This is a genomic window from Pseudorhodobacter turbinis (genome assembly GCF_005234135.1).
GTDB lineage: Bacteria > Pseudomonadota > Alphaproteobacteria > Rhodobacterales > Rhodobacteraceae > Pseudorhodobacter > Pseudorhodobacter turbinis.
In genome coordinates this window covers 1,362,081-1,386,763 of the sequence record NZ_CP039965.1, presented here as the reverse complement: position 1 = coordinate 1,386,763, position 24,683 = coordinate 1,362,081, and the positions used below count along the sequence as shown (strand labels likewise).

20 protein-coding genes, 1 tRNA gene and 3 pseudogenes are annotated in these 24,683 nt (G+C 57.8%); 6 read left to right on the top strand and 18 right to left on the bottom strand.

All coding sequences use genetic code 11. The features are described from left to right. Positions 1-14 precede the first annotated feature (14 nt). The gene (locus EOK75_RS21610; protein WP_168199303.1) at positions 15-566 is read left to right on the top strand and encodes an IS66 family transposase; all 552 of its coding nucleotides are present in this window, start codon (positions 15-17) and stop codon (positions 564-566) included. A gap of 145 nt (positions 567-711) precedes the next feature. On the opposite strand, the gene EOK75_RS19130 is transcribed toward EOK75_RS21610, so the two are convergent. Further along, on the bottom strand, positions 712-1,926 hold the full coding sequence (locus EOK75_RS19130) for a DUF3644 domain-containing protein (RefSeq protein WP_137195601.1): 1,215 nt from the start codon (positions 1,924-1,926) through the stop codon (positions 712-714). 279 nt (positions 1,927-2,205) lie between these two features. On the opposite strand from EOK75_RS19130, the gene EOK75_RS19125 reads away from it, so the two are divergent. Beyond that, positions 2,206-3,879 carry a TniQ family protein gene (locus EOK75_RS19125; protein ID WP_276612547.1) on the top strand — a complete coding sequence of 558 codons (1,674 nt, stop codon included), beginning with the start codon at positions 2,206-2,208 and terminating at the stop codon, positions 3,877-3,879. 109 nt (positions 3,880-3,988) lie between these two features. On the opposite strand, the gene EOK75_RS19120 is transcribed toward EOK75_RS19125, so the two are convergent. From EOK75_RS19120 to EOK75_RS19045, 17 genes and pseudogenes are all read right to left on the bottom strand, one after another. Continuing rightward, positions 3,989-4,065: transfer RNA gene (locus EOK75_RS19120), tRNA-Arg, on the bottom strand. Between the two features lie 233 nt (positions 4,066-4,298). Continuing rightward, positions 4,299-5,001 (bottom strand): annotated as a pseudogene (locus EOK75_RS19115) (IS6 family transposase). Positions 5,002-5,187: 186 nt separating this feature from the next. After that, positions 5,188-6,105, bottom strand: coding sequence for an MYG1 family protein (locus EOK75_RS19110; protein ID WP_137195875.1), 918 nt, complete (start codon positions 6,103-6,105; stop codon positions 5,188-5,190). A 293-nt stretch (positions 6,106-6,398) separates the two neighbouring features. Continuing rightward, a pseudogene (locus EOK75_RS19105) lies at positions 6,399-7,374 on the bottom strand (IS30 family transposase). Positions 7,375-7,538: 164 nt separating this feature from the next. Next, positions 7,539-8,237, bottom strand: coding sequence for a DUF429 domain-containing protein (locus tag EOK75_RS19100; protein WP_137195599.1), 699 nt, complete (start codon positions 8,235-8,237; stop codon positions 7,539-7,541). Positions 8,238-8,270: 33 nt separating this feature from the next. Further along, positions 8,271-8,396 carry a rhamnan synthesis F family protein gene (locus EOK75_RS21950; RefSeq protein WP_476705439.1) on the bottom strand — a complete coding sequence of 42 codons (126 nt, stop codon included), beginning with the start codon at positions 8,394-8,396 and terminating at the stop codon, positions 8,271-8,273. Positions 8,397-8,447: 51 nt separating this feature from the next. Next, positions 8,448-8,672, bottom strand: a complete 225-nt coding sequence (locus EOK75_RS19095; RefSeq protein WP_137195598.1) for a hypothetical protein — start codon at positions 8,670-8,672, stop codon at positions 8,448-8,450. Positions 8,673-8,687: 15 nt separating this feature from the next. Beyond that, entirely contained in the window at positions 8,688-9,479 is a 792-nt protein-coding gene (locus tag EOK75_RS19090; protein WP_137195597.1) for a glycosyltransferase family 25 protein, read from the bottom strand. 85 nt (positions 9,480-9,564) lie between these two features. Then, positions 9,565-9,978 (bottom strand): DUF934 domain-containing protein, encoded by a 414-nt coding sequence (locus EOK75_RS19085; RefSeq protein WP_137195596.1) that lies wholly within the window; start codon positions 9,976-9,978, stop codon positions 9,565-9,567. Beyond that, positions 9,975-10,697: a phosphoadenylyl-sulfate reductase gene (locus EOK75_RS19080; protein ID WP_137195595.1), complete on the bottom strand. Its 723-nt coding sequence runs from the start codon at positions 10,695-10,697 to the stop codon at positions 9,975-9,977. The genes EOK75_RS19085 and EOK75_RS19080 overlap by 4 nt, the downstream gene beginning before the upstream one ends. Continuing rightward, the gene (locus EOK75_RS19075) at positions 10,684-12,351 is read right to left on the bottom strand and encodes a nitrite/sulfite reductase (RefSeq protein WP_137195594.1); all 1,668 of its coding nucleotides are present in this window, start codon (positions 12,349-12,351) and stop codon (positions 10,684-10,686) included. Before EOK75_RS19075 ends, EOK75_RS19080 begins: the two co-directional genes overlap by 14 nt. Further along, positions 12,338-12,631 (bottom strand): DUF2849 domain-containing protein, encoded by a 294-nt coding sequence (locus EOK75_RS19070; protein ID WP_137195593.1) that lies wholly within the window; start codon positions 12,629-12,631, stop codon positions 12,338-12,340. The genes EOK75_RS19075 and EOK75_RS19070 overlap by 14 nt, the downstream gene beginning before the upstream one ends. Beyond that, positions 12,628-13,368 (bottom strand): annotated as a pseudogene (cobA, locus tag EOK75_RS19065) (uroporphyrinogen-III C-methyltransferase); the annotation flags it as partial. The pseudogene cobA and the gene EOK75_RS19070, both read right to left, overlap by 4 nt. Positions 13,369-13,601: 233 nt before the next feature. Beyond that, the gene (locus EOK75_RS19060; RefSeq protein ID WP_137195591.1) at positions 13,602-14,369 is read right to left on the bottom strand and encodes an aldolase/citrate lyase family protein; all 768 of its coding nucleotides are present in this window, start codon (positions 14,367-14,369) and stop codon (positions 13,602-13,604) included. 110 nt (positions 14,370-14,479) lie between these two features. Next, on the bottom strand, positions 14,480-15,607 hold the full coding sequence (locus tag EOK75_RS19055; protein WP_137195590.1) for an ABC transporter permease: 1,128 nt from the start codon (positions 15,605-15,607) through the stop codon (positions 14,480-14,482). Position 15,608: 1 nt separating this feature from the next. Further along, complete coding sequence (gene rbbA / locus EOK75_RS19050; protein ID WP_137195589.1) at positions 15,609-18,329, bottom strand: ribosome-associated ATPase/putative transporter RbbA; 2,721 nt, start codon at positions 18,327-18,329, stop codon at positions 15,609-15,611. After that, positions 18,326-19,306 (bottom strand): HlyD family secretion protein, encoded by a 981-nt coding sequence (locus tag EOK75_RS19045; protein WP_137195588.1) that lies wholly within the window; start codon positions 19,304-19,306, stop codon positions 18,326-18,328. Before EOK75_RS19045 ends, rbbA begins: the two co-directional genes overlap by 4 nt. Positions 19,307-19,466: 160 nt before the next feature. On the opposite strand from EOK75_RS19045, the gene EOK75_RS19040 reads away from it, so the two are divergent. From EOK75_RS19040 to EOK75_RS19025, 4 genes are read left to right on the top strand one after another with little or no spacing between them, the layout of a single operon-like run. After that, on the top strand, positions 19,467-21,275 hold the full coding sequence (locus EOK75_RS19040) for a PHA/PHB synthase family protein (protein ID WP_137195587.1): 1,809 nt from the start codon (positions 19,467-19,469) through the stop codon (positions 21,273-21,275). A 6-nt stretch (positions 21,276-21,281) separates the two neighbouring features. Beyond that, positions 21,282-22,052, top strand: a complete 771-nt coding sequence (gene fabI, locus EOK75_RS19035; RefSeq protein ID WP_137195586.1) for an enoyl-ACP reductase FabI — start codon at positions 21,282-21,284, stop codon at positions 22,050-22,052. 21 nt (positions 22,053-22,073) lie between these two features. After that, positions 22,074-23,471 carry a bifunctional enoyl-CoA hydratase/phosphate acetyltransferase gene (locus tag EOK75_RS19030; RefSeq protein WP_137195585.1) on the top strand — a complete coding sequence of 466 codons (1,398 nt, stop codon included), beginning with the start codon at positions 22,074-22,076 and terminating at the stop codon, positions 23,469-23,471. Next, positions 23,468-24,643 carry an acetate/propionate family kinase gene (locus tag EOK75_RS19025; RefSeq protein ID WP_137195584.1) on the top strand — a complete coding sequence of 392 codons (1,176 nt, stop codon included), beginning with the start codon at positions 23,468-23,470 and terminating at the stop codon, positions 24,641-24,643. Before EOK75_RS19030 ends, EOK75_RS19025 begins: the two co-directional genes overlap by 4 nt. Positions 24,644-24,683: the final 40 nt, after the last annotated feature.

Genomic DNA, 24,683 nt, shown 5'->3' with positions numbered 1-24,683 from the left:
CGTCGGTGCGGTGTTTGGCACATGCGCGCCGTAAATTCTTCGAAACCTCGCTTGCCACTGGCAGCCCACTGGCACATCGCGCCGTCCAAATGTTCCGGAAGATGTATGCTGTCGAAAAGGCGGCCCATGGCCTGCCGCCAGCCGACCGTGAGGCCCTGCGTCAGAAATATAGCCTTCCGATCCTCGATCAGCTTCACTCTGAGTTGTTGGAGAACCGCGATGAAGCGCATGGCGGATTGAGGACGGCGATCAATTACACGTTGAAGGCATTCGACAGCCTGCGGCATTTCATTTTTGACGGAAAGCTGGAGATCGATAATAATCCTGTAGAACGCTGCATCCGTGGAATCGCGTTGACGAAGAAGAACTCGCTTTTTGCTGGGACTCACGAGGCGGCAGATGTTTGGGCGATCTACTATTCACTGATCGAAAGCGCACGTTTGAACAAGATTAACGCCCGCAGCTATGTGAATTGGGTTGTGGGTGAAATCGAACGCACCCGCGGCGAGATTGACTACAGCTTGCTGATGCCTTGGCACTGTCCGAACGGACACATCGAAAACTAACACCAACGGATCCGGCTGGGAACGGCCGGATCAGAAGCAATCTCAAATTGCCGGGTTCCAGTGCAGGATCCCGGCCGAAAGGCATGGGTGAGTTTGAATTGCGAAGACTTTGTCTGGAGCAATCAAGTGACAGGTAGCATCAGCTTTACCGATACCGGTCGCCCTCTATCTCGCAGTGTTCCATCACTCGATCCACCCATCGATCAAACCAGACCCAGTTCCCGTAATCGCCAATGCATCCATAGCCCTTGCCAATCGTCTTTGCATTGAGCTTTTTCCAGAGTTGCGTGTGGTCATGCACTCGAAACTCTGGGAAGTCAGCAGCCTGAACTTTTTCAACCACCTTGCCGGGCGGATATCTCTCTCTGTTCACTTCCTTGAATATGATCTTTTCGATCTCGCCCGCAATGTCGCTTCCTGGGCTGATTACCTGGACCGCTGTATCCGCGGCTCCAGGTTTCTTCGACGCCATGGGAATAAAGCCATACGTCATTCGATAAGCGGGATCCTTCAATTGCTCATCATTCAGTCCATGCTCGAAAGCGTCAATCGCGGCTTCAATGTGTTTCGGAAGACTAGATGCATGTTTGAGGACGGTTTTCTGTTCAGCGCCAAAGGAAACAAACTGAAGCGCAAGAGGTAGCCGCTTCTCGAGACCATACTGCACGCCGAATTCATTCTTAAGGAGTTCATTGAAATTCAGAGCGCAGGCCTGAAGCTTTGCCCCCAAAGCATCGTCAATCCTGTTTGTTGACCGGTGCTCTATTTCATGGCGGATCTCGATCAGGAATTGAAGGTTCTTCGCGGCGCCACCTTTTACGGGACACTTGTCATGCCTGAGGCAATGACCGGCTTCCCAGAATTTATCTGCCCCTTCTTTCGTCTTTTGACCGGGATACCGATAGTCGATCCCTTCGCGCCGGAACCATGCATGTAAGAGGTATGTCCAGGCGATAACAGCGGTCACGATGAACAGTTCAGCGCGAAAAGTAAGCCCTGCCGAATTGAAAGTCTGGACAGCCGCAATCATCGCTTCGCGTGCCTTTATCAGGAGCTCGTCGCCTCGGATACTTAAGCCGGTCTGGTGATCGATATCGGGCCAAGTCGATATAAATGCGTCCAAATCGTCATCTGATACCGGCTTGATGACCTTGTGCTTGACCCCGGTGCGGATTTCGCTGATGAGGCGATGGTTGATCGATCTTGTCGGTCGAGTGAAATACGCAAGGATATCCTGATCGTTGGTAGCCGGACCGCCGCGTTCGATCATGGCCTTTACGATCCCGACCTCCCAATTCTCCAAAGTATTTCCCCGCCGCCTTGTCTTCTTCTTCTTCGCTTTGTCGACTTCGTTGGGCATGTAGTATCTTCCATTGCTTTGGGAACATCAGCGGAGACACCGGAAGGGAACATGACGTCATGCACGTCCGTATCTCAGCAACCTGCCCACGTTATGTCGCAGTCGAGGCACTCTTCAACCGCAAGAATACAATGCCCCGCTCGTAATGAGGCTCAAAGTGCAAATGGAATTGCCAAGCCCAATTTTCGACCGAAATCAATTCGCCGAATCAGATTGCTTGCGCGAAGAAAGGGACTGTTCCTGAATACGGAATAGCATTGGGAACACCGCAAAAATGCGATTTTCACCGGCCCATGCACCGCTTACGGTGAACGAGTCGGGAACGTTCAGATGCAGTTTCGAGGGGAGGTTTTCGGGTCACGAGCACTCCGAAATCCGGTAATCCGCGGGTGCCCCATTTGTCTTCGTCAGGATGCAGAAACACATGACGGTGACTCACTTGAAGCTATGGCGATGCGCGGTGACTGGCAGTTGCGAGAGGCAACCTTGTGCCTCAAGCATCAACATCCGTTGGTGAGCCTTTGGCGGGTCGATCGGCTTCCAGATCGCTATGATGTCGGCGCGCGTTTGAAAGAAATCGAAGACGATTTGATCCAAGGTGCTTTTGATCGTCCAAGAGAAGATGCTTCGGCATACGACCTATGGCTGGATGCTCGGCTTGAACATCGCGGGGATACTACATGGCTTGCGGGTCAGTCACTATATTCGGCAACCACTGTCTCGCGGCTACTGGGAACCGAACTCGCAAAATTCAAATATGACAAAACCCTTCCGGCGGATGAGCAGCATAGGCGCGCGTTGGGCGATGGCTTTGAAGCGCTTAAAGATGGAGAAGCCGCATTTAAGGAGGCACTTGATCGACTTGCCGCCCGTGCATCAGGGCCATTGGATGAGCCGGCAAAAGCATTTGGAGATTTGTTCCGTAAGATGTCTCGTGACTTCGTTACGGATGATGCATTCGCAGTCTTCAGGGGCATACTGCGAGAGTGTATTCTTTCTCATTGGCCGTATGCATCAGGCGACATTCTATTGGGAGAGAAAGTCAAGGAGCGCCGTTTACATTCTGTGGCCACAGCCGCTCGGGAGGTCGATCTGTGGCCTGCAGGTCTGGACGCCATGCTGACAGAGGCAGGCGTTCTGGCCAAAGAGGATCAGCGTCCCTATAGCCGCAAGGTTTTTGACGCCATCCAACACGCTGACCTCCTCGCAGAAATACCATCATTGGTGGGGCCAGGTGAAATGCAGACAGCTATGGGCGCAACGAAGGCTGCTCTCATCTCCTTGGAAGAAGGGGGTATTTTGATGCCCCGGACACGAGCGCCGAAGATTATTGCAAGATGGCGCATTTCAGACGGCGTTGGTTTGGTTGAAGAACTTTCTGCACTTGCAATTCCCATGCCAGAAAATGGGCACAGCTGGGAGACACTCCAAGAAGCTCGGCGGCGAAGAGGTCTAGACGTAGGAACCATTATCAGGTTGGTGCGCTCTGGAGCATTGAAGATCGCCCGTTCAGATGTTGTTGCCGGATACAATGGTTTTGCCGTCTTAAAGGCCGAAGTAGATACGATTGTGGCGGGGAGGGCTTCGGTCGCGCCTCAATTTACGGAGTTGTCGGATACGATTTCCGCAGCGGCTTTCGGACGATCTATTGGTCTACGGGACGGTCGTCGTTTCCTTGCATTGGTTGAGGCAGGTTATGTGCCCGCCACTGAAATCATAAACCCCAAGACGCAGAGGAAACAACTTCGGATGAACGATCAGGACATTTCTGCATTTCATCGACAATTTTTGACCCTGACGACTATTGCAGCTGAGTTCGACGTCAGCAGGAACAGAGCATCAGCGATCATTAAGGCGCATAAAGCAAAGCCGTTTTCTCCTGAGGGGCAGGATTTCGGCTCGATCTGGTTGCGCGTCGACGTGGCACCACTGTTCGTATCAGGCTTCCGTTGACCAAAGATGCGTCTGCGAATGCTCACAAACGTTCAACAATTCACAAAAACCAACTTTTGTCGAAAAGTCGGTCTTTCGATGCCGAACGACAGTTGTTAAGTTTAGATGTTGGCGGCCCCGGAAGGAATCGAACCCTCAACCTCGGACTTAGAAGGTCCTTGCTCTATCCAGTTGAGCTACGGAGCCGCTGAAAGCAGTCTGTAAAACAGTCCGCAATATTTTACTACTTGCTAAACGCCTTTATTTCAAAGCGAAACTTAGGCTTGACCAATCGATTAAAAGTCGGACATTCTATCCAGTTGAATTACGTGGGCGCACTTGTTGATCTTCTATGCAAGTTCCGACTGGTGTCAACCAGAAGACCGGAGGGTATTGCCAAGTTGTTGTCGATCACTTGTGAAGCATTAAAAAGGGCAGGGCTATGCCGCCAATTCGGCGGTGTAATCGGCCCAGAGGCTGAACGCATCGCTGCGGGCGTGGCGGTATGAGATTGCGGTGAGTTGATAGCGGCGGGGACGGAAAATCAGGTTGATTTGGTCATGCGCAGACAGAAAACTCTGAGTTTGTCGGTGGGATTTGAACCGCCCGAATATCTTCTCCCGTTTGCGGGTCGGCCGGTGCGACGCTTCGATCGCATTGTTGAGGCCTTTGTGGGCGCGGTGGTCAGCGCCCGGGGCCAGCATTTTTGATCGGCTTGATGTAGCTGCGCAATTTGTCAGTGATGATGACCCTTGGTTCGCCGAACCGGGCAACCAATCGTTGGAAAAACCGCTTCGCCGCTTTAGCATTCCGACGCGTTTGTACAAGAATATCGCCATTTGCGTCGATTGCGCGCCACAGCCAGTGCCTCTTGCCACGGATCGTGATTACGACTTCATCCATGTGCCACTTGTCGTTCGGTCGCGGTCGACCCCGGCGGATGCAATCTGCAAAGTGGCAACCAAAACGATTGACCCACAGCCGGACCGTTTCCCGGCTGACAATAACGCCCCGCGCTGCCAACAGGTCTTCAACATCAGCCGTGCTCAGGGCTAGCCGGTAGTACGCCCAGACGGCGTACGCAATGATCTCACGCGGATAGCGGAAGCCCTTTAGGCGCGGCATATTGTTTGGGGTGCTCATAGGATCAGTTTAACCTGTTCATAACGACCGAACAACTTGGCAATACCGTGTGGATTTGTCCAAGCGTCGGCAACCCCGTCGCAGGGCCGCCGACATGGATAAGGGTTTTGCAAAGCAATCGGCAAACGCAAAAAGCGGGGGAACTCTCTCGGTCAAAGCCTTTAGGCCAGGGTCTGAAATCAGCCCTTACTGGCATTCCCGCACGGCGATCTCTGCCATTTTCAGGATCGCCTCGCGCGTTGTGGCGACGGCGATGAACCGGGCGTTATGGCAGAACTTTGCCCCCTGCACGCCGCTTGCCTCTTCGAGTTCTGCATCCGTCAACCCGGCCCAAGCCGCGGGCAAATCTGCGCGTTGATCAAACGTGTCGCCTGAAAGTTTGATACCCCCCAGCGTCCAGTCATCGCCCCGCGGATGAACCACGAACAAGATGTGATCTGCCTCTGCTTGATCGAGAACGGAGCGGTACGGCATGCCCATAGGCAGCTCCAGTATGGGCGAGGTGCCAGCCTTGGCGATGGCCGCTTCTACGATACCAACTGCACGGGCTTTTGCTGCCAGATTGCGGATCTGCGCTTCGACAAAATGCCGCGCGATTGGCAAGGCCTTGAAAAACGCGTCATCGTTGGCGGTTGGCGATGTATCGTCAAAAACCGGCTTCAGGCTTCCCAAAAGTGTGGGCAGGGTCAGGATCGATAGCGGGCCCGCAACCGAGGGCTCCATCGCGCCATTGTCGAGCAGGTCAATCGGCAGCACAAAATTCTTGTCGAACTTGTGGTGGATAGCCGCGATTTGATCCGCAGGCACCTCCATCGCCGTCAGATAGTCCCGCCCGTAATGGGCCCAGATCAAGCCGAAAGAGCTGAAGGGCTGCTCGTCTTCACGCAGGGGACCGGGGCGTTGGTGGTGGTCAAAGATTTGCGCTGCGAGATCATAGGCCCCGCCCACATCATAGATGATCTTGTCAGCGCCGGGCGTAAGCAATTGCCGGTCTCGACTGCGCAGCAAATCCGCCTGAGGGAACAAACGTGTGAGCACGACAGAAGACAGCAATTCGTCCGCATGGAAACCGCCGGAATGTGTAATAAGATGGGTGATGGTCATAGCGCGCTCCAAACGGTCGGGCAGATAAAAATTTTGGGATGCCATTCCCTTTAAGCGATCTCAAAGGCGGACAAGCCGATACATGCAGAACAATCCTTTTGGTCCTGCTGTAAACGAAAAGAGGTGGTCCGTGCTGATGGTGAGCACCCGCATAGGTGCTACTGGTTTTTCGCAGGAAGGCAACCACCGAATTGATAAAGTCGGACATAAGAACAAACCTATTTCCCATAGCAGATATGCGGGAGAAGTGACGAAACGCATGGTTTCTCAAGGGTGATTGCGACGGTTTTCCGCTATCTCAGTTTCATCAGTTCTTCCCTGAATGCTTCAGTTGGGGTGCGCCATCCCAGACACTTTCAGGGCGTGCCGTTCCAGTTCATTTCTCGATTTGAGAGCGCGGCCACAGGCGCATCTCTGGGAAAATAGCGCCGGGCACGTTTGTTTAAGTTCTCCACTGAACCTTTCAGCCACGGTGCTTGTGGATCGCGAAACCAATCCTCAGTTCCTATCCCAGGTTTGAGTTTGCGCCAGTTCCGGAACTCAATTCCACGATCAAAGGTGATGGATTTGCGGGCCGATTGGGGAAGGGGCTCCACTACGCTCATCAGCTTGTTTATCAGATGCGTCGTGCTGCGATCGTTGTTGCGGAACAGGACGGAAAACCGCGTCTTGCGCTCGACCAGTGAGGCAACGTTCGTCTTGCCTTGCGCACGCTCAAAGATTATCAAATCGCCTTCCCATTCGCCGAATGTCTCACGTGGCTTAACGTAGTCTGGGCGTTTATGGATTGACCGATCAGGCGGAAAAACACGGCCACACGGTGCGCGTCTACACCGTGGGTGCCGTTTTTTTGCGCCGGTGCGGCAAGTGGCGCCAGTTTGTCAGACTGGCCATCTGGACTGTAAACACAGGCGTAGATCGTCTCGTGACTGACGCGCAGAGATTGACCATCGAGCTGTAAGCGACCTGCGATCTTTTCAGGTGACCAGCCACCTTCAGCTGCGCGATCACGTGCTGCCGCAGATCAAAAAACCGCACGAGTTTACGACCCCGCGCGCGACGATTTACGGCGGACCTCTGCGCAGTCACCCCGTAATAACCATTTAGATTCGGCAGTTCTTCATCAATAAATTTGTTCCGTTGAACCTCACGAAAGACAGTCGAGCGGTGCCTGCCAATCTCAACAGCGATCTTGCTCACCGGTACTTTCGCGTTCAACATGTCTTCAATCGCACGTCTCTCACGCAAATCTAGCTCGGTATGGGCCATCTTCATTCTCATTGCTTTACAGCAAGATAGGGGAATTGTCGCAACCCAGTATAGAATGTGCCGCTACGGCTTGCTGAAGGTTAATAATGATAATTATGAAATCGATTTTCCGAGGCTACCAATGCCTCTCGGCACAGCCAAAAGGCATGCAAGGTGGTCTGGAGCTACTGTGAATTGGTATCGGCGGGGATATTTCGCCGGTCGCGGGCCGTGATCTCATCCAGCATAACCGCTTGCGGGGTCGGCATATCCCCCGCGTGAAGGGCGCGCAGCACCTGCCTGCGCCCCTCAATGCCAGTCGTATCTTTACGTTTCTTCAAAAAGTGAAAGCCAAGCACCCTCGCTGCCAAATAAGGGTGGGTTTCTACAAAATGGCCATTCATTGCGCTGCGTTCAATCAATCGCAACAGGGTGGAGCGAGAGGTTTTCGTCATGTTCGCCTGCAAGATCCGGTCACGCTCGGCGATCATATCAGGATCGGTCAGGGCTGCGTAATCAAAGATCCGGCAAAGATCAGCTTCCGACGCCTGCTCCGCATTCCGCATCATCAATTCTGGCGACAAAAGGGCAGGTGCCGTCAGCCCCGCTTGCGACATTGCCCGTGACAGGCCCTTCTCTCCATGCTGCAAAACCGACGCGCGGCGGGAAGAGACCGGATACCGCCGCCAGAATGCCTGAAACGCCGGATGGCCAAGCGCGCGGGCGCCAAACATCAAGAAATAGGATTGGAAATGGGCACGATGCGCACGCCCCGGCTTTTCCATCCATGCGGCCCCTGAAAACCCGTCATTGCCAGACGCCGTTTCCAGTCGCGCCAGCAAGTCACAGTCTTCTTGCAGTGGAAACCAGATGCTGTCGTTCAATATGACCAACCGCTCGGGTTCAAAATTATGTTTCTATAACAGCATGATACCGTCACGGTAGCCGCCGAAATCATGGCCGAGGTTCGGCCTTTCGACCAGACGCCAAACCAGCGGCAACAAGCGCGCACGGTCGGCTTCGCTCAGGGCGCTTTTGGACACAACCAGCGGCGCATACCCGCGCGCGTGCAGGTGCCGACAGGTCGCCAGAATTTAATCAGCCACCCCTTTCGGCTGCCATATCAAAAACAGCGCCAGTTTTGGCTGATACGCCAAACCGCCCGCATATTCGCATAGGTCCGCGCCAAAGGACCTGTCACGTTTGCGCTGCGCAAAATATTCCGGAATCCGGGCGATATGGCCAAAAGCACTCTCCCGAGCCGGCTTCAGCTCGCGCAGCACTTTCGTTCTTTTCTTCATCTTGCTCTCTACTTCCATCCGCAGATCGCGAGATTAAGGGCGGCGGCTTAGATCACGCTTTGCCTGCGGCAAAAGATAGCCCTTTTTCAACAGCCACCATGCCCGGCGGAAATAATTGCTGGCGCGCAACCAATAGTGGGGCAAACGCTTGTACCATTTGAACTTGACCACATCGCCCGAGGCGGTGCCCGTGATAAAGCTATGCCCCCCGTCATCGACATGGCTGGGGAAGGGCTCCAGCCCGAACAAGCGGAAGTCATGCCGGAAAAAGCGGTTGATCTCATGATCCGTGGCCCGCGTGATCGGTACCATCGCAGGCAGCAGTTTTTCGACCGTGGCGCGGGTAATCAAATAGGCCCCCGTCCCTGTCGCAGGCCCCAGATAGGCGTTCACCCGGTAATCCCCCAGCTTGCCCTGCACAACAGGCCCTTTGGCGCGGATCTTGTTCAGCTTCAGCATATCCCAAGCGTGGTCATTCGCCAGCGCAAGATCGACCGCGGACAGAAAATCATCATGGAAAACAACGTCATCTTCCAATATCAACGCAGCAGGCTTGCCCGAGGCCAGAAATTCTTTCCACACCCCCAGATGCGAGGCGTAACAGCCAATCCCGCCCCACAGCACTTTACGGCCAAGGTTACGCTCAAAGGCGGGCAGGTCCATCAGCGCGCGCAGCTCGTCCTCGCGCGCCTTGCCATCTACGCCGTCAAAGACCGCATAGGGCAAATCAAGCTGTTGCAATTGCGCGTCCATTTTGCGCCGCCGCTCTGTCGCGCGCGGAAGATTGACAAGCCAGACACCAATATCTTCTCTCGTAAGTGTCATGCTATGCTATCTCCATCTGCGGGCTGCTTTGCGCCTGTCTATGATGTGGCGCGCGAATCTGCAAACCTTTCAGGAAACAGAATGCCTACCCCCTAAGGCGGGACTGGTAATCATTGGCCTGCCAATCAGCACGGAAAAGCCAGCTTTGCTCGGGCTGGCGTTCGGCCTGTTCCTTGGGGATCTCGACCTCATCAAAGCCCGACCGCCGCGCCATGGCGTATTGATCCGCGATAAGCGGGCCACGCGCGCGCAGCCGTTTGGTATAACCCATGCGCCGCAACTGCCGCGCAAGGGTGAACCCCCGACCATCCGCAAAACTGGCGAAATCCACCCGGATCAGGCCGAAATCATCCAGCCGCCCTTGCAGCACCGACAAATCCGCATCGGCGGCCAGATCAAGCCCCGGCCCGCTGTCGCCGCTGTTGGTTTGCGGGTTGTCGGTAAAGCCGTTTTCCCAATCCTCTGCCGAGAACCCATTATCCCTGATAAGAACGCTCATCCGCCTGCTCCTGATCTTACAACTTTGCCCGCGCCAAAATGAATGCCGCATTCGGTTTTGTTCTGGCCCTGCCAACGGCCTTCGCGGCCCTTTGCCGGCACGGTGCATGGCGCGCAGCCGATAGAGGCATAGCCTCTGGCAACCAGCGGATGCGGCGGCAACTGATGCGCAGAAATATAGGCGGCCGTATCGGCATGCGTCCAATTCGCCAGCGGGTTAAGCTTGATGCGGCCGGTGCCTTCCTCGGCCTCCAGCAAGGACAGTTGTTCACGTTTGCCGCCCTGATACCGCTTGCGCCCGCTGATCCATGCATCAAACCCCTCCAGCCCATGTGCCAAAGGGGCGGTTTTGCGCAGCGCACAGCAGGCATCGGGCATGGATTGATGCAGCGTGCCATCCGGATCCTCAACACCCAGCGCCAGCGCATCGGCGCGCAACACCCGCACATCGCGCAGGCCCAGCAGATTGCCCAGATCCCGTTGATATTTCATCGTTTCCGCAAAGAGCATTTCGGTATCGATAAACAGAACCGGCGTGTTGCGGTCAATTTCAGAAACCATATGCAACAGCACGGCCGCCTCGGCACCAAAGCTGGACACAAGCGCGGTTTTGCCGAACTCCCCGTCCCGCAAGGCGGCCTTCAGCAGGCTGATGGCCTGCGCCTCGGCGAAATGGGTGTTCAAACGCGTGGCGCGCTCTAACAGGTTACTCTGCAGCATTGATCAGAACCTCTTGGTAAAGGGCTGCCTTGAACGGGGCAAGGCCGAGGCGGCGGTAAGCATCAAGGAAGGTTTCATCGCGGCTTTCGCGCATATCAAGATAGGCCATAATCAAGCGTTCAATCGCAGGCACAATCTCATCATAGGCAAAGCCCGGACCGGTGCGCGCGCCAAGGGCGGCGTCTTCGGTGTGGTCGCCGCCAAGGGTGATCTGGTAGTTTTCAACCCCTGCCCGATCCAGTCCCAAAATGCCGATATGGCCAACGTGGTGATGCCCGCAAGCATTGATGCAGCCCGAGATTTTGAGCTTGAGCGGCCCGATGTCATGTTCAATCTTCAGCGCGTCAAAGCGTTCTGCGATCTGTTGCGCAACCGGGATGGAACGGGCCGTCGCCAGCGCGCAATAATCCATACCGGGGCAGGCGATAATGTCGGAAATCAGCCCGATATTCGCCGTGGCCAGCCCTTCGCTTACCAGCTGGGCATAGACCTCTGGCAAGTCGGCCTTATGCACATGCGGCAGGATCACATTCTGCTCATGGCTGATGCGCAGCTCGTCATAGCCGTATTGTTCGGCCAGATCGGCCAGCAGGCGCATCTGGGCCGCACTTGCATCGCCGGGGGTTTCGCCATGCGCCTTGAGCGATACCGTCACAATCGCATGGTCGGGCTGCACATGCGCCGCAAGGTTGGTATCGGACCATGACCGGAACGCAGGGTTTGCCGCCCGCGCTGCGGTAAAGGTATCGACGCCACCGGTGCGCAGTGCAGGCCGCGCAAATTGCGATGTGATCTCTGCCAGAACAACCTGATCGATACCGCCAAAGCTGGGCCGGATTTCGGCAAAGCGTGCATCGACAAGACGGCGGATCTCATCGATGCCATGCTCATGCACCGTGACCTTGATGCGCGCCTTATACTTGTTGTCACGCCGCCCGATCTGGTTCCAGACCGAAACGATCGCCTCAAGATAGGGCAGCAAATCCGCCTGCGTCAGGAACGGCGTGATCACCTTACCGATCATCGGCGTGCGGCCCAGCCCCCCGCCCACGATCACCTCAAACCCGATCTCGCCATCCCGTTCCACCATGCGCAGGCCGATATCATGCGCCCGCGTCACCGCGCGGTCATTGGGCGATCCGGTGATCGCGATCTTGAACTTGCGCGGCATAAACTGGAATTCGGGATGGTCCGTGCTCCACTGGCGGATCAGCTCGGCCACGGGGCGGGGGTCGGCCAGCTCATCCGCGGCGGCACCGGCAAAATGATCGGCGGTGACGTTGCGGATAGTGTTGCCCGAGGTCTGGATCGCGTGCAGCCCGACCTCTCCCAAGGCATCAAGCATATCGGGGATATCGTTCAGCTTTGGCCAGTTGAACTGGATGTTCTGGCGCGTGGTGAAATGGCCGTAACCCTTGTCCCAGCGTTCTGCCAGATAGGCCAGCTTGCGTATCTTGGCACTATTGAGTGTGCCGTAAGGGATCGCCACCCGCAGCATATAGGCGTGCAATTGCAAATAGACGCCATTCATCAAGCGCAGGGGCTTAAACTCATCCTCGGTCAGCTCCCCCGACAAGCGCCGCGCGACCTGTGCGCGAAACTGGGCATTGCGATGAACGAGGAAGGCTTTGTCAAAGTCGTTATAATGATACATCGGCTTGCTTTCCGTGAAACTTGTTGGACGGGCCTGTCTGGCGGAAGGCCTCGCGAAAATGGGTGGGCTGTGGCAAGCCGCCCTCTAGCCGGACATCGGCCAGATAGACGCCCACAACCTCATGGTCGCGCGCATGGGCTGCGGCAAGCGCTGCCTGTGCAACATCGGGATCATCGAACACCTGCGCATCCTGCAGCCGCCGCGCCCAACAGTTATCGGCTGCAAGATAGACGACATCGCCCTCAACAAGCGCATTGGCTGTGATAATCTGGGGTTTCATAGTGCTATTCCCTCTTGCAATTCCATCTGTGCCGCGCGGGGAGCAAGCCCCAGAAACATCAGCGCCGGACCGGATAATCCGGCCTTGGCCAAATCCGCCTCCAACCGCGCCAGAGTCGAGGAAATGATGCGTTGATCGGGGCGAGATGCATTCTCAACGATGCTGACGGGCGTGGCAGGCGATGCGCCATGCATCAACATACGGCCTTGAACAAACCGCGCCGCGCGTTTGCCCATATAGACCGCCGCCACCTCGCCCTCACGCGCCAAGGTATGCCAGTCATGTTCGGCAAAACCCTGCATGTCATGTGCGGTCATATAGCGCACAGCCTGATTGCGGCCGCGTTTGGTCAGGCTTTGCCCGATAGCGGCCACACTGGCCGAGGCTGCGGTAATCCCGGGCACAATGTCCCAGGTGATGCCTTCGGGTTCTAGCGCGTCGATTTCCTCATCAAGCCGCCCAAAGACTGTCGGATCACCGCCCTTCAGCCGCACCACACACACGCCGTTTTGCGCATGTGCAACCAAAAGCGCATTGATTTCTTGTTGGGATTTCGACGGGCCAAAACCCTCTTTTCCCACCGGAACCATAATGGCCCCGGCGCGGCACAAATCCAGAATGGGCCGAGATACCAGCCGGTCATAGATCACCACATCCGCCGCCAGCAGCGCGTTATGCGCCTTGCGCGTCAGCAGCTCCGGATCACCGGGGCCTGCGCCGACAAACGCAACATGCCGCCCAATGGCGGTTTGGTTTTGATCCGATGGAAGCTTTGACATTTCAGGCGCCTGTTATTTGCTATCAGACCCTATTATGGAATAATTTCCCGTATAAATGCCAGTACCCGCAATAACTAAAGAAATTGTTCCTCCGATGTGGCGGCAAGCGTGACAGGTTCCCACCATTCAGGATATTGGTGGGAACCTTGCCCCCCCTGCGGACGGATACCCCCCCGCAGGGCGATTCCTTTTTAGCCGCCAAAGCGCGCGGCCAGCCCCCGCAAACCATTGGCAAAGCTAGTGACATCAATGCCAACGCCGGCAAAATTGCCGCCCGCGGCTTTGCAACCCTCGATGAAATCCGGCTCCGTCGCCAAGAACCCCGCAAACCGCCCCGAGGCCCTGATCCGACGCAGCGCCTCATAAACAGCCTCACGCAGCGCGGTATGGTCAGGCGCCCCAAGCAGCCCCATATCAGCGGCCAGATCAGCGGGTCCGATGAACACGCCATCCACGCCCTCAACCGCCAAAATCTCATCCAGCGCGGCAAGGCCCTTGACGCTTTCGACCTGCACGATCAGGCAGATCTGTTCATTGGCGGTGGTCAGATAATCCGCAATGCCGCTAAACTCCGACGCCCGCGCCAAGGCCGATCCGACCCCGCGAACCCCCTCTGGCGGATAGCGCGTCGCGCGGACAAGGTCTGTGGCTTGCTCGGCGCTGTCGACCATGGGGATCAGCAGTGTTTGCGCCCCGATGTCCAAGGCTTGCTTGATCATAACCGGATCGCCGATCGGCAGCCGGACAATCGGGGCCGAGGGCCCGCCCCGCAACACGGCAAGCTGCGCCGAGATTGAACGGATATCGTTGGGCGCATGCTCTCCGTCAATCAGCAGCCAGTCGAAACCGGCACTGGCGGCAATCTCGGCGGCATAAGGGTCTGCCATACCCAGCCAGATACCATGCAGCGTTTCGCCAGCAATCAAACGATGTTTCAGCGTATTTATAGGAGCGGGCATAGGGCGACCTCAAATTCAGAATGACTTGGCTACCCTCGGAAACTCGACAGGGCAGAGAAGGACACCGGACAGGAAAATCCGTCGCGCTGCAATCCCAAAACACATCGGCCCTAGCCCGAAGAGGCCATCGTTTGACGAAACCGCAGCAAGGCCGCAACAAAGAACGCAGCGCTAAGCCCGACCATCACCAGCATATCGGGCCAAACCGTCTCTAGCCCCGCGCCACGGTACAAAATCGCCTGCGAAAAAGACACGAAATGCGTCGAGGGCGCGATCTGCATGATGTTTTGCAGCCATGTCGGGATGCTCTCCATCGGGGTGGTGCTGCCGGACAACAGGTTCATCACCACCAGCACCGGCAGTGCCAAAAGGCCGAACTGCGGCATTGAGGTGGTAAAGGTCGCCAACAAGATCCCCAGCCCCGTCACCGAAACCAGATAAAGCACCGTCCCCACCACGAACAGGCTGATGGAGCCCGCAATCGGCACCCCCAATATCCCCTGGACCACCAGCCACAGCGACAGGACCGCCGCCACGATAATCGCCAGACCATTGGCCCAGATCTTGGCCAGCATGATCTCGGATGGCGATACCGGCATGACCAGAAGATGCTCGATCGTGCCGTGTTCGCGTTCGCGTATCAACGCCGCGCCCGTCAGCAAAACCGACAGGATCGTGACGTTATTGATCACCTGCATCACCGAGGAAAACCATGTCGATTGCAGGTTCGGATTGAATTGCGCCGTCACCACCAGATCAATCGGCAAGGTGGTCGCACTATCGTCCCGCGCCACGAATTTGGTGATCTCGGCGGTGATGATCTCTTGCAAGAACACCGCGCCGTTGCCCGCCTGCACCATCGCCGTGGCATCCACATTCAACTGCATTTCAGGTTGACGACCCGCCAGCACATCCGCCTCAAACCGAGGCGGAAAGGACAGCACGAAAACATAATCGCCATCATTCATCACCCGGCCCACATCCGAGGCCGCGATCTCTTGCGGCGTATCAAACTCGGGCGGCAAAATGGCCCCTACAATTCGCCCCGTTAGATCGGAGCGGTCCAGATCGACATAGGCGACCGAGGCATTGACCACCTCCAGCCTGGCCCCCGTGGCCACGGCATAAACCGCAAAACTGAAAACATAGACAATCAGCAACAAAAGCACCGGATCGGCCCGCAGGCTGCGCAGTTCTTTCAACCCCAGCCGGTAGATATTGATAAGCCACTGCCGCATCTCAAGGCTCCTGTTTGCGCAACGCCAGAACCGACGCCGCAATGAAAAACAGCGCAAAGCCCGCCAGCGCCAGATGGTTTTGCCACAGCTCCGCAAAACCCAGATCCTTGGTGAAAGTGCCGACACTGATCTGTTGATACCAAGCCGAGGGGAACCCCAGACCGATCATCCGCCCGCCCCCCGAAAGCGACGACACCGGCACCAAAAGCCCCGAGAAATTCACCGAAGGGATGATAGAGATGATCGCAGCCGCAAAGGTCGCCGCAACCTGCGTCTTGGTAAAGGTCGAGACCAGCACACCAAATCCCGTCGTCGCCAGCGCATAAAGCAACGTTCCCACAAAAAGCGCCGTGACAGAGCCTTTTATCGGCACCCCGAACACGCCGTAAGCCACCACCAACAGCGTCAAAAAGCTAATGGTTGCGATAACGACGTAGGGCAGCTGTTTGCCCAAGATAAACTCTAGCCGCGTCACGGGGGTGGAGCGGAAATTCGCGATAGACCCAGTCTCTTTTTCGCGCACAACCCCCATCGCCGCCATCATCGAGGGGATCAGAACCAGCATCAGCATGATCACCGAAGGCACAATGGCAAAGACCGATTTAAACCCTTGATTATAGCGAAAACGCGTCTCTATTTCGGCGTAACTCGTGTCGATCCGCTTGCCGTAGGTGCGCTCTATCTGGTCATTCATATAAGAGATCGCCAACCCTTGCAGATAGCCGCGCGTGGTCTCGGCGCGAAACGGCATGGCGGCATCAACCGCTATGCGCAGTTCAGGGCGTTGCGATTGCAGCAGCATCCGCCCGAAATCAGGCGGGATCTCGATGGCCAGCGCAATCTCGCCGCTGCGCAAGCGGGCTTGAAGCTCGGCACTGCTGCGCGCGGCGGGCTGCTGCGCGAAATAACGCGAGCCGGAAAACGCCTCTAGCAGGGTGCGACTTTCCGCGGTCTGGTCCTGATCCAGCACGGCATAGGGCAGATCCGTCACATCAAACGAAATGCCATAACCAAAGGTCAGCATCAAAATGACCGGTCCCAAAAAGGCAAAGGTCAGCCGCAGGCGGTCGCGCAAAATCTCCATCATCTCACGGCGGGCAAAGGCCCAGATGCGGGCAATCCCCCTGTTTTGCACTGCCGAAACCGGACGGTCCGCCAGTTCTGGGGTGGCGTCTAGCGCCTCGGCATCCCCGCCCGCCGCCTCACGCAGATAGGCGACGAAAGCGGTGCCCAGATCCTCGGTCCCTCTGGTTTTCGCAATCTCGGCGGGGGTGCCGACGGCCAGCACCCTGCCTGCATGCATCAAGGATATCCGGTCACAGCGCTGCGCCTCATTCATGAAATGGGTCGAGACAAAAATCGTCACCCCGTCATTGCGCGACAACCCGATCAGATGTTCCCAGAACGCATCGCGCGCAATCGGATCGACGCCCGAGGTTGGCTCGTCCAAGATCAACACCTCGGGGGCGTGGATCACCGCCACGGCAAGTTGCAGGCGTTGGCGCAGCCCCAGCGGCAGGGCATCGGGGCGGTCCTCGGCGACATCGGCCAGATCGAATGTTGTCATCATCTCGGCCACGCGCCCGGCCCGCGTTTTCACCGGAAGCTGGTATAATTCGGCATGCAGGTCGAGGTTCTGGCGCACCGTCAGCTCGGAATAAAGCGAGAAGGATTGCGACATATAGCCGACCCGCCTGCGCGTGCGCATGTCGCGCGCATCCAGCGTTTCGCCAAACAAGAGCGCCTCGCCTTCGCTGGCAGGCAAAAGCCCCGTCAGCATCTTCATCGTGGTGGTCTTGCCGCAACCGTTAGAACCAAGGAACCCAAAAATCTCGCCACGTTCAATCTCAAAGTTCACTGAATCCACCGCCGTAAAGTCACCAAACCGGCGGGTAAGGGACTTGGCCTGAATGGCGGGGGGGCCTTCGGCGAGCTGTCGGGGCGGCACGACGACCGCATGATGCCCGCGCCGCGCCTCTTCGGGCAACAGCGCGATAAAGGCATGTTCCAGACTGTCCTGTCCCGCCTGCTTGCGAATCTGGGCAGGGGTTCCCGTGGCAATCACCTTGCCGTCCGACATCGCCGCCAGCCAGTCAAAGCGTTCCGCCTCTTCCATATAGGCGGTGGCCACGATCACGCTCATGGCGGGGCGTTCTTGGCGGATATGGTCGATCAGGTCCCAGAATTGTTGACGCGACAGCGGGTCCACGCCGGTTGTCGGCTCATCCAGAATAAGCAGATCAGGGTCATGGATCAGCGCAGAACACAGCGAGAGCTTTTGCTTCATCCCGCCCGAGAGCTTGCCCGCAGGCCGGTCGGGGAACGGGTCCAATCCCGTTGCGCGCAACAGCTCGTCAATCCGGGCGGCCCGTTCCGGCGCGGATTGGGCAAAGAGCCTGCCAAAGAAATCAAGGTTCTCATGGACGGTCAGTGTGGGGTAAAGGTTGCGCCCAAGGCCTTGCGGCATATAGGCGATGCGGCGGTTACATTCCCGAAGGTGGGCGCGGTCGCGGATATCGCCGCCAAGCACCTGAACATCGCCGGTTTGCAGCCTGCGCACGCCCGACACCAGCGCCAACAGCGTGGATTTCCCCACCCCGTCCGGCCCGATCAGCCCCGCCATACAGCCCGCCGGAATATCCAGCGTTACATCATCAAGCGCCGCAACCGGCCCGTATCGATGCGTAACACTGGCCAGCTTTGCAACCGGAGCATCGCTCATTCCGGCAATCTCACCGCAAGGTTGGTCGGCCAATCAGCATCCCCGACAACACGGACATAGCCGACACCCGGCACACCGGCGCGGGCGCGATCTTGGTAATTGGCCAGCAATTCCGGCGCGACAGTCAGCTTGACGCGGAACATCAGCTGGTCCCGCTCATCCTCGGTTTCGACAGAGCGCGGGGTGAATTGTGCCGAACTTGCCACGAAAGTCACCGTGGCGGGGATCACGTATTCTGGGATCGCGTCCAGAATAATCCGCGCCTCAGCGCCCACGGCCAACCGCCCTGCATCCCGCGAGGGCAAGAAGATCGTCATATACATATCCGCTAGATCCGTGAGGGTGACAACGCTGCTACCGGCAGCGACGACCTCGCCGCCATGGGCAAGAACATATTGCACCCGCCCTGCCCGGGGGGCTTTCAAGCTGGAATCGTCAATCAGGCTTTGGATGCGGTCGACAGCCGCTTGGGCTGCGGCAATCGTAGCTTCGGCCAAAGGGATACCCGCCTCGGCCGAGGCAACCGCCGCTTGCGCCGAGGCCAGCGCCGTACGTTGGGTATCCAGCCGCGCCTGTGAGGCAAACTCATTGGTGGCCAGCTCCTCCACCCGCTGGAATTCAGCCTCGGCGGTGGTCAGCGCGGATTGGTACTGGCGTAACTGTGCCTCGGCCTGCAGCTTTTGCTGGAGGGCCTGCAAGACGGTCGCCGCGGCTTGATGAAGCTGGGCTTGCAGCTCTGTGGTTTCAACACGGGCCAGAACCTGACCGGCCTCGACCCAATCGCCCTCGGCAACCGTGACCTCTGCCACGCGGCCGGCAAGTTTCGTTGCAACCTCGATCCGTTCTGCCTCGATCCGGCCATTTGACATGCTGATGCCCTCAGGCAAGCCCGACCCTTGCGAGGATTGCCACCAGATCATGCCACCCAGGCCAATCGCGATAAGCAGCGCCGCCGCGCCAACCAGTTTTTTCTTCATGACCCCGACCTTCATTCAACATAGGGCCAGCCAAAGGCCCCTTTTGTCGCCTTCTAACCTAATTTGCGGTGCTGATATTGATCAAGATCAATTGTCACAAATCTGTACGCTGTATGTCAGAAGATAGAATTCGATCCGCATTAAGAAGGAGGGTCCGGTAATGGCGCATAAAAGCGTAACCCCGATCAAACACGACATGCCCCGCAGCAACTGGCCCAATTTGCCCGCCCTTCTGCCCCATGCCCCCGCGAATATGGAACAAAGCCTTGATAAGGGGCTCAAGGCGGCGCAGGCGCGGTTTACCGGCGGGCTGTCCCCCATCGCGCTGGCGGCCGCCTATACCGATTGGGCGCTGCATCTGTCATCGGCCCCCGGCAAGCAAATGGAGCTGGTGGAAAAAGCCGTCAAAAAGACCGCACGCTTTGCCCATTACGCCAGCCTTTGCGCGCTGACCCCCAAATCCAACCAGACCTGCATCACCCCCCTGCCCCAAGACAAACGCTTTCGGGACGAACATTGGCAACAATGGCCCTTTAACGTGATGTCTCAGGCCTTCTTGCTGAACCAGCAATGGTGGCACAATGCCACAACCGGGGTTGAGGGCGTGACCAGCCAGCATGAAGATGTCGTCACCTTTGCCGCGCGGCAGATGCTTGATGTGTTCTCGCCGTCGAACTCACCCTTGACCAACCCCGAGGTGCTGGCCAAGACCATGGCCCAAGGCGGGATGAACCTTGTGCGCGGCTGGCAGAATTTCGTTGAAGATGCCTCTCGCACCAATGCGGGCGAGAAACCCGTCGGCACCGAGGATTTCGAGGTCGGTCGCAACATGGCCATCAGCCCCGGCAAGGTCGTCTTTCGCAACCGTTTGATAGAGCTGATCCAATATGCCCCCACCACCGATAAGGTCCGGCCAGAGCCGATCTTGATCGTGCCGGCCTGGATCATGAAATATTACATCCTTGATCTAAGCGCGCAAAACTCGCTGGTGCAATATCTGACGGCGCAAGGGTACACCGTCTTTATGGTATCGTGGAAAAACCCCGATGCCGAGGACCGCGATCTGGGCATGGATGACTATCTGTCCTATGGCGTCATGGAGGCTGTGCGCGCGGCAAACACCATCACCGGCGGGCAACAGATCCACGCGGTCGGCTATTGCCTTGGCGGGACGCTGCTTTCTATTGCGGCGGCGGCGATGGCCCGCGATGGCGATGACCGTCTCAAAACCTTGACCCTATTGGCCGCGCAGGTTGATTTCACCGAGGCCGGGGAGTTGACGCTTTTCATCAACGACAGCCAGCTTGCCTATCTTGAGGATATGATGTGGGAAAAGGGCTATCTTGGCAGTGACCAGATGGCCGGCGCGTTCCAGCTTTTGCGCTCTAACGACTTGATCTGGTCGCGGGTGATCCATGATTACCTGATGGGTGAGAGGTCAGAGATGAACGACCTGATGGCGTGGAATGCCGATGCAACGCGCATGCCCTACCGGATGCATTCCGAGTATCTGCGCCGCCTGTTCTTGAAAAACGATCTGGCCGAGGGGCGCTATTTCGTGGGCGATCAACCCATCGCCATATCCGACATCCGCGTGCCGGTCTTTATGGTCGGGACCGAGCGTGACCATGTGGCACCTTGGCATTCGGTTTATAAGTTCAACCTTTTGTCCGATACGGATGTGACTTTTGTGCTGACCAGCGGCGGCCATAATGCGGGCATCGTATCCGAGCCGGGGCACCCGCACCGCCATTACCGGATGCGCACCAAGACCAAGGATGACCCCCATACCGGCCCCGATAGCTGGTCTGACGAAACCCAGCCCGTGGACGGATCATGGTGGCCCGCACTGACCGCATGGCTGGACGAGGCCTCGGGCGCGCCGGTCAAGCCGCCACAGATGGGCGCAAAGGCCAAGGGCTATGCCCCCATCTGCGATGCCCCCGGCACCTATGTATTTCAGGAGTGATCGCTGATGTTGGAAAACCTGTTGAAAGGCAAACGCGGGCTGGTTGTCGGCGTTGCGAATGAACATTCCATCGCCGCGGGCTGTGCCACGGCCCTACGCGCCGCCGGTGCTGAGGTCGCGATCACCTATGCCGATGATCGTGCCAAACCCTATGTAGCACCGGTCGCAGCCCAGCTTGACACCCCGATTTTCCTGCCGCTGGATGTTGAAATCGACGGCCAGATGGAGGCTGTCTTTGCCGCCATCCAGCGCGAATGGGGGCAGCTTGATTTTGTCATCCACTCCATCGCCTTTTGCCCCAAGGATGATTTGCACGGCCCGGTCAGTGCCTGCTCCAAGGCGGGGTTTGCGCGCGCGATGGATATCTCGGTGCATTCGCTGATCCGCCTGACGCGGCTGGCCGTGCCGATGATGCCCAAAGGCGGCACCATCCTGACGATGAGCTATTACGGCGCGGAAAAGGTGGTCGACAACTATAACATTATGGGGCCGGTCAAGGCCGCGCTGGAGGGGACCGTGCGCTATCTCGCGGCGGAGCTGGGGCCGAAACAGATCCGCGTCAATGCCATCTCGCCGGGGCCTTTGCGCACGCGGGCGGGGTCGGGCATCGCGCATTTTGACGCGCTGATCGACGCGGCCCAAAAGCGCGCGCCAGAACAAACCCTCGTCACGATTGAGGACGTGGGCCATATGGCGGTGGGGTTGATCAGCGACCTGTCATCCAAGGTGACGGGCAATATCGCCTATGTCGATGGCGGCTATCACGTGCAGGCCTAGGCCGGAAAAGGACAAGACATTATGCAATTCATTGAAAACCGCACCTTCGATGAACTCAAACTCGGTGATTTTGCCGAAATCAAACGCACCCTGAAGGCTGAGGATATCGAGCTTTTCGCCATCATGTCGGGGGATGTGAACCCCGCCCATGTTGATGCCGAATATGCCAGCTCTGACATGTTTCACAAGGTGATCGCCCATGGCATGTGGGGGGGCGCGCTGATCTCTACGGTCTTGGGGACGGAACTGCCGGGGCCGGGCACGATCTATCTGGACCAAAGCCTGAGCTTTCGCGGCGCGGTCGGGGTGGGCGATACCGTTACCGTGCGTGTCACCGTGGCCGAGAAAACCGAGAAACATCACCATGTAACGCTGGATTGTCTTTGCACGAACCAAAACGGCGATGTGGTGATCAAGGGCCAAGCTTTGGTCATCGCCCCCACCACCAAGGTCCGCCGCCCCCGCGTGACCCTGCCCGAGGTGCATCTGCATGAACCGGGCGCGCGGTTCAACGCGCTGGTCAAGGCCGCCGCCGATCTGCCGCCCGTGCGCACGGGCGTCGTCCACCCCTGTGATGCGCTGTCACTGGAGGGCGCGCTAGAGGCCCATGCCAAGGGTATGATCATCCCCGTTCTGGTCGGCCCCGAGGCCAAGATCCGGGCCGTGGCCGCCGAGATCAACCGCGACCTGACCGGCATCGAGATTGTCGACACCCCCCACAGCCATGCCGCCGCCGAAACCGCCGTGGCACTGGCACGGGCGGGCAAGGTGGATATGCTGATGAAGGGGAAACTGCATACCGATGAATTGCTCACCCCGATCTTGCACAAGGATACCGGCCTGCGTACAGAGCGCCGGATGACCCATATCTTTGCGCTTGATGTGCCGAATTATCCCAAACCGCTGTTCATCAGCGATGCGGCGATCAACATCTTTCCTGACCTGCAGGCCAAACGCGATATCGTGCAAAACGCCATCGACCTTGCCATCGCGCTTGGGATTGAGGTGCCAAAGGTCGCCCTGCTTTCGGCGGTAGAGACCGTCACCTCCAGCATCCCCTCCACGCTTGAGGCCGCCGCATTGTGCAAGATGGCAGACCGTGGGCAGATCACCGGCGGGTTGCTTGACGGGCCGCTTGCCTTTGACAATGCCGTGTCGCTTTCGGCGGCCAAGGCCAAGGGCATCCGGTCAGAGGTCGCGGGCCTGAGCGATATCCTGATCGTGCCTGATCTGGAGGCGGGCAATATGGTGGCCAAACAGCTGATCTATCTGGCCGGTGCCGAGGCGGCGGGGATTGTGCTGGGGGCGCGTATCCCCATCGTCTTGACCAGCCGCGCGGATGGGGTAATGTCACGCCTCGCCTCTACCGCAATGGCGCAGATATTCGTGCATCACAACACCATCGGAGGCCTGACATGAGCGGGGTTTTTCTAACGCTGAACGCGGGATCCTCCAGCATCAAATTCGCGGTCTATGATGCGCATGACCCCTCGCCCGCGCCGCGCCTTGGTGGCAAGATCGCGGGGATCGGCAGCGCGCCGGTCTTTGCCGCGCGCGATGCCAGCGGGGCCGCAGTGGATAAGGGCGCGCTGGCCGCGCTGGACCAAGACGCCAGCCATGATGCCCTGATCGCCCTTTTGTTGCCATGGATTGCCGCGCATCAAAACGGCGCGGTGCCCTTGGCCGTGGGGCATAGGGTCGTGCATGGCGGGCAAGATTTCATCGCGCCGACCGTGGTGGATGAGGCCATTCTGACGCGGCTGGAAACCCTGAACCCGCTGGCCCCCCTGCACCAGCCGCATAACCTCGGGGCCATTCGGGCGGTGGCAAACCTCTATCCCGACATCCCCCAGATCGCCTGTTTCGACACCGCTTTTCACCACACCCAAGACCGGCTGGCCAAGCTGTTCGCCCTGCCGCGTGACCTGACCGATCAGGGCATCATCCGCTATGGCTTTCACGGGTTGTCCTATGATTATATCGCCAGCACCCTGCCCACGCATCTGCCCGAGGCGCGCCGTGTGGTGGTCGCCCATCTGGGCAATGGTGCCAGCATGTGTGCGATGCGCGACGGGAAAAGCATGGCCACCAGCATGGGCTTTACCGCGCTGGACGGTTTGATGATGGGGCGGCGTTGCGGGGCGCTCGATCCGGGGGTGATCCTTTATCTGATGCAATCCGAAGGCATGTCCCCCGAGGCGATCAAAGACCTGCTCTATAATCAATCCGGCCTTTACGGGGTTTCGCAAATCAGCAACGACATGCAGATCCTGCAAGACGCCAATACCCCCGAGGCCGAAGAGGCAATCGCGCTTTATTGCTATCGTGCGGCGGGGGTTCTGGCGGGGTTGTTGCCCGCGATCGGGGGGCTGGACGCCTTGGTCTTTACCGCCGGCATCGGGGAAAACGCGCCGCTTGTGCGCCGCAAGATCTGTGAGCATCTGCGCTGGTTGGGGGTTGCGATTGACAATGCGGCGAATGCCGAAAATGCCACCACCATTTCCGCGCCGCAGTCGCAGGTCTCGGTGCTGGTCATCCCCACGAACGAAGAGGCTGTCGTGGCCAATGCCTGTCGCGCACTTGTCTTATAGGTTAGCGCCAACACGTTAACGCCGATCAATATCGGCACGG

What these genes read in the sequence shown, in the direction of transcription:
- EOK75_RS19130 (WP_137195601.1), bottom strand. Translation starts at nt 1,926, where the DNA reads ATGCCCAACGAAGTCGACAAAGCGAAGAAGAAGAAGACAAGGCGGCGG.
- EOK75_RS19110 (WP_137195875.1), bottom strand. Translation starts at nt 6,105, where the DNA reads ATGACCATCACCCATCTTATTACACATTCCGGCGGTTTCCATGCGGAC.
- EOK75_RS19095 (WP_137195598.1), bottom strand. Translation starts at nt 8,672, where the DNA reads ATGGAAGTAGAGAGCAAGATGAAGAAAAGAACGAAAGTGCTGCGCGAG.
- EOK75_RS19090 (WP_137195597.1), bottom strand. Translation starts at nt 9,479, where the DNA reads ATGACACTTACGAGAGAAGATATTGGTGTCTGGCTTGTCAATCTTCCG.
- EOK75_RS19085 (WP_137195596.1), bottom strand. Translation starts at nt 9,978, where the DNA reads ATGAGCGTTCTTATCAGGGATAATGGGTTCTCGGCAGAGGATTGGGAA.
- EOK75_RS19080 (WP_137195595.1), bottom strand. Translation starts at nt 10,697, where the DNA reads ATGCTGCAGAGTAACCTGTTAGAGCGCGCCACGCGTTTGAACACCCAT.
- EOK75_RS19075 (WP_137195594.1), bottom strand. Translation starts at nt 12,351, where the DNA reads ATGTATCATTATAACGACTTTGACAAAGCCTTCCTCGTTCATCGCAAT.
- EOK75_RS19070 (WP_137195593.1), bottom strand. Translation starts at nt 12,631, where the DNA reads ATGAAACCCCAGATTATCACAGCCAATGCGCTTGTTGAGGGCGATGTC.
- EOK75_RS19060 (WP_137195591.1), bottom strand. Translation starts at nt 14,369, where the DNA reads ATGCCCGCTCCTATAAATACGCTGAAACATCGTTTGATTGCTGGCGAA.
- EOK75_RS19055 (WP_137195590.1), bottom strand. Translation starts at nt 15,607, where the DNA reads ATGCGGCAGTGGCTTATCAATATCTACCGGCTGGGGTTGAAAGAACTG.
- rbbA (WP_137195589.1), bottom strand. Translation starts at nt 18,329, where the DNA reads ATGAGCGATGCTCCGGTTGCAAAGCTGGCCAGTGTTACGCATCGATAC.
- EOK75_RS19045 (WP_137195588.1), bottom strand. Translation starts at nt 19,306, where the DNA reads ATGAAGAAAAAACTGGTTGGCGCGGCGGCGCTGCTTATCGCGATTGGC.
- EOK75_RS19040 (WP_137195587.1), top strand. Translation starts at nt 19,467, where the DNA reads ATGGCGCATAAAAGCGTAACCCCGATCAAACACGACATGCCCCGCAGC.
- fabI (WP_137195586.1), top strand. Translation starts at nt 21,282, where the DNA reads ATGTTGGAAAACCTGTTGAAAGGCAAACGCGGGCTGGTTGTCGGCGTT.
- EOK75_RS19030 (WP_137195585.1), top strand. Translation starts at nt 22,074, where the DNA reads ATGCAATTCATTGAAAACCGCACCTTCGATGAACTCAAACTCGGTGAT.
- EOK75_RS19025 (WP_137195584.1), top strand. Translation starts at nt 23,468, where the DNA reads ATGAGCGGGGTTTTTCTAACGCTGAACGCGGGATCCTCCAGCATCAAA.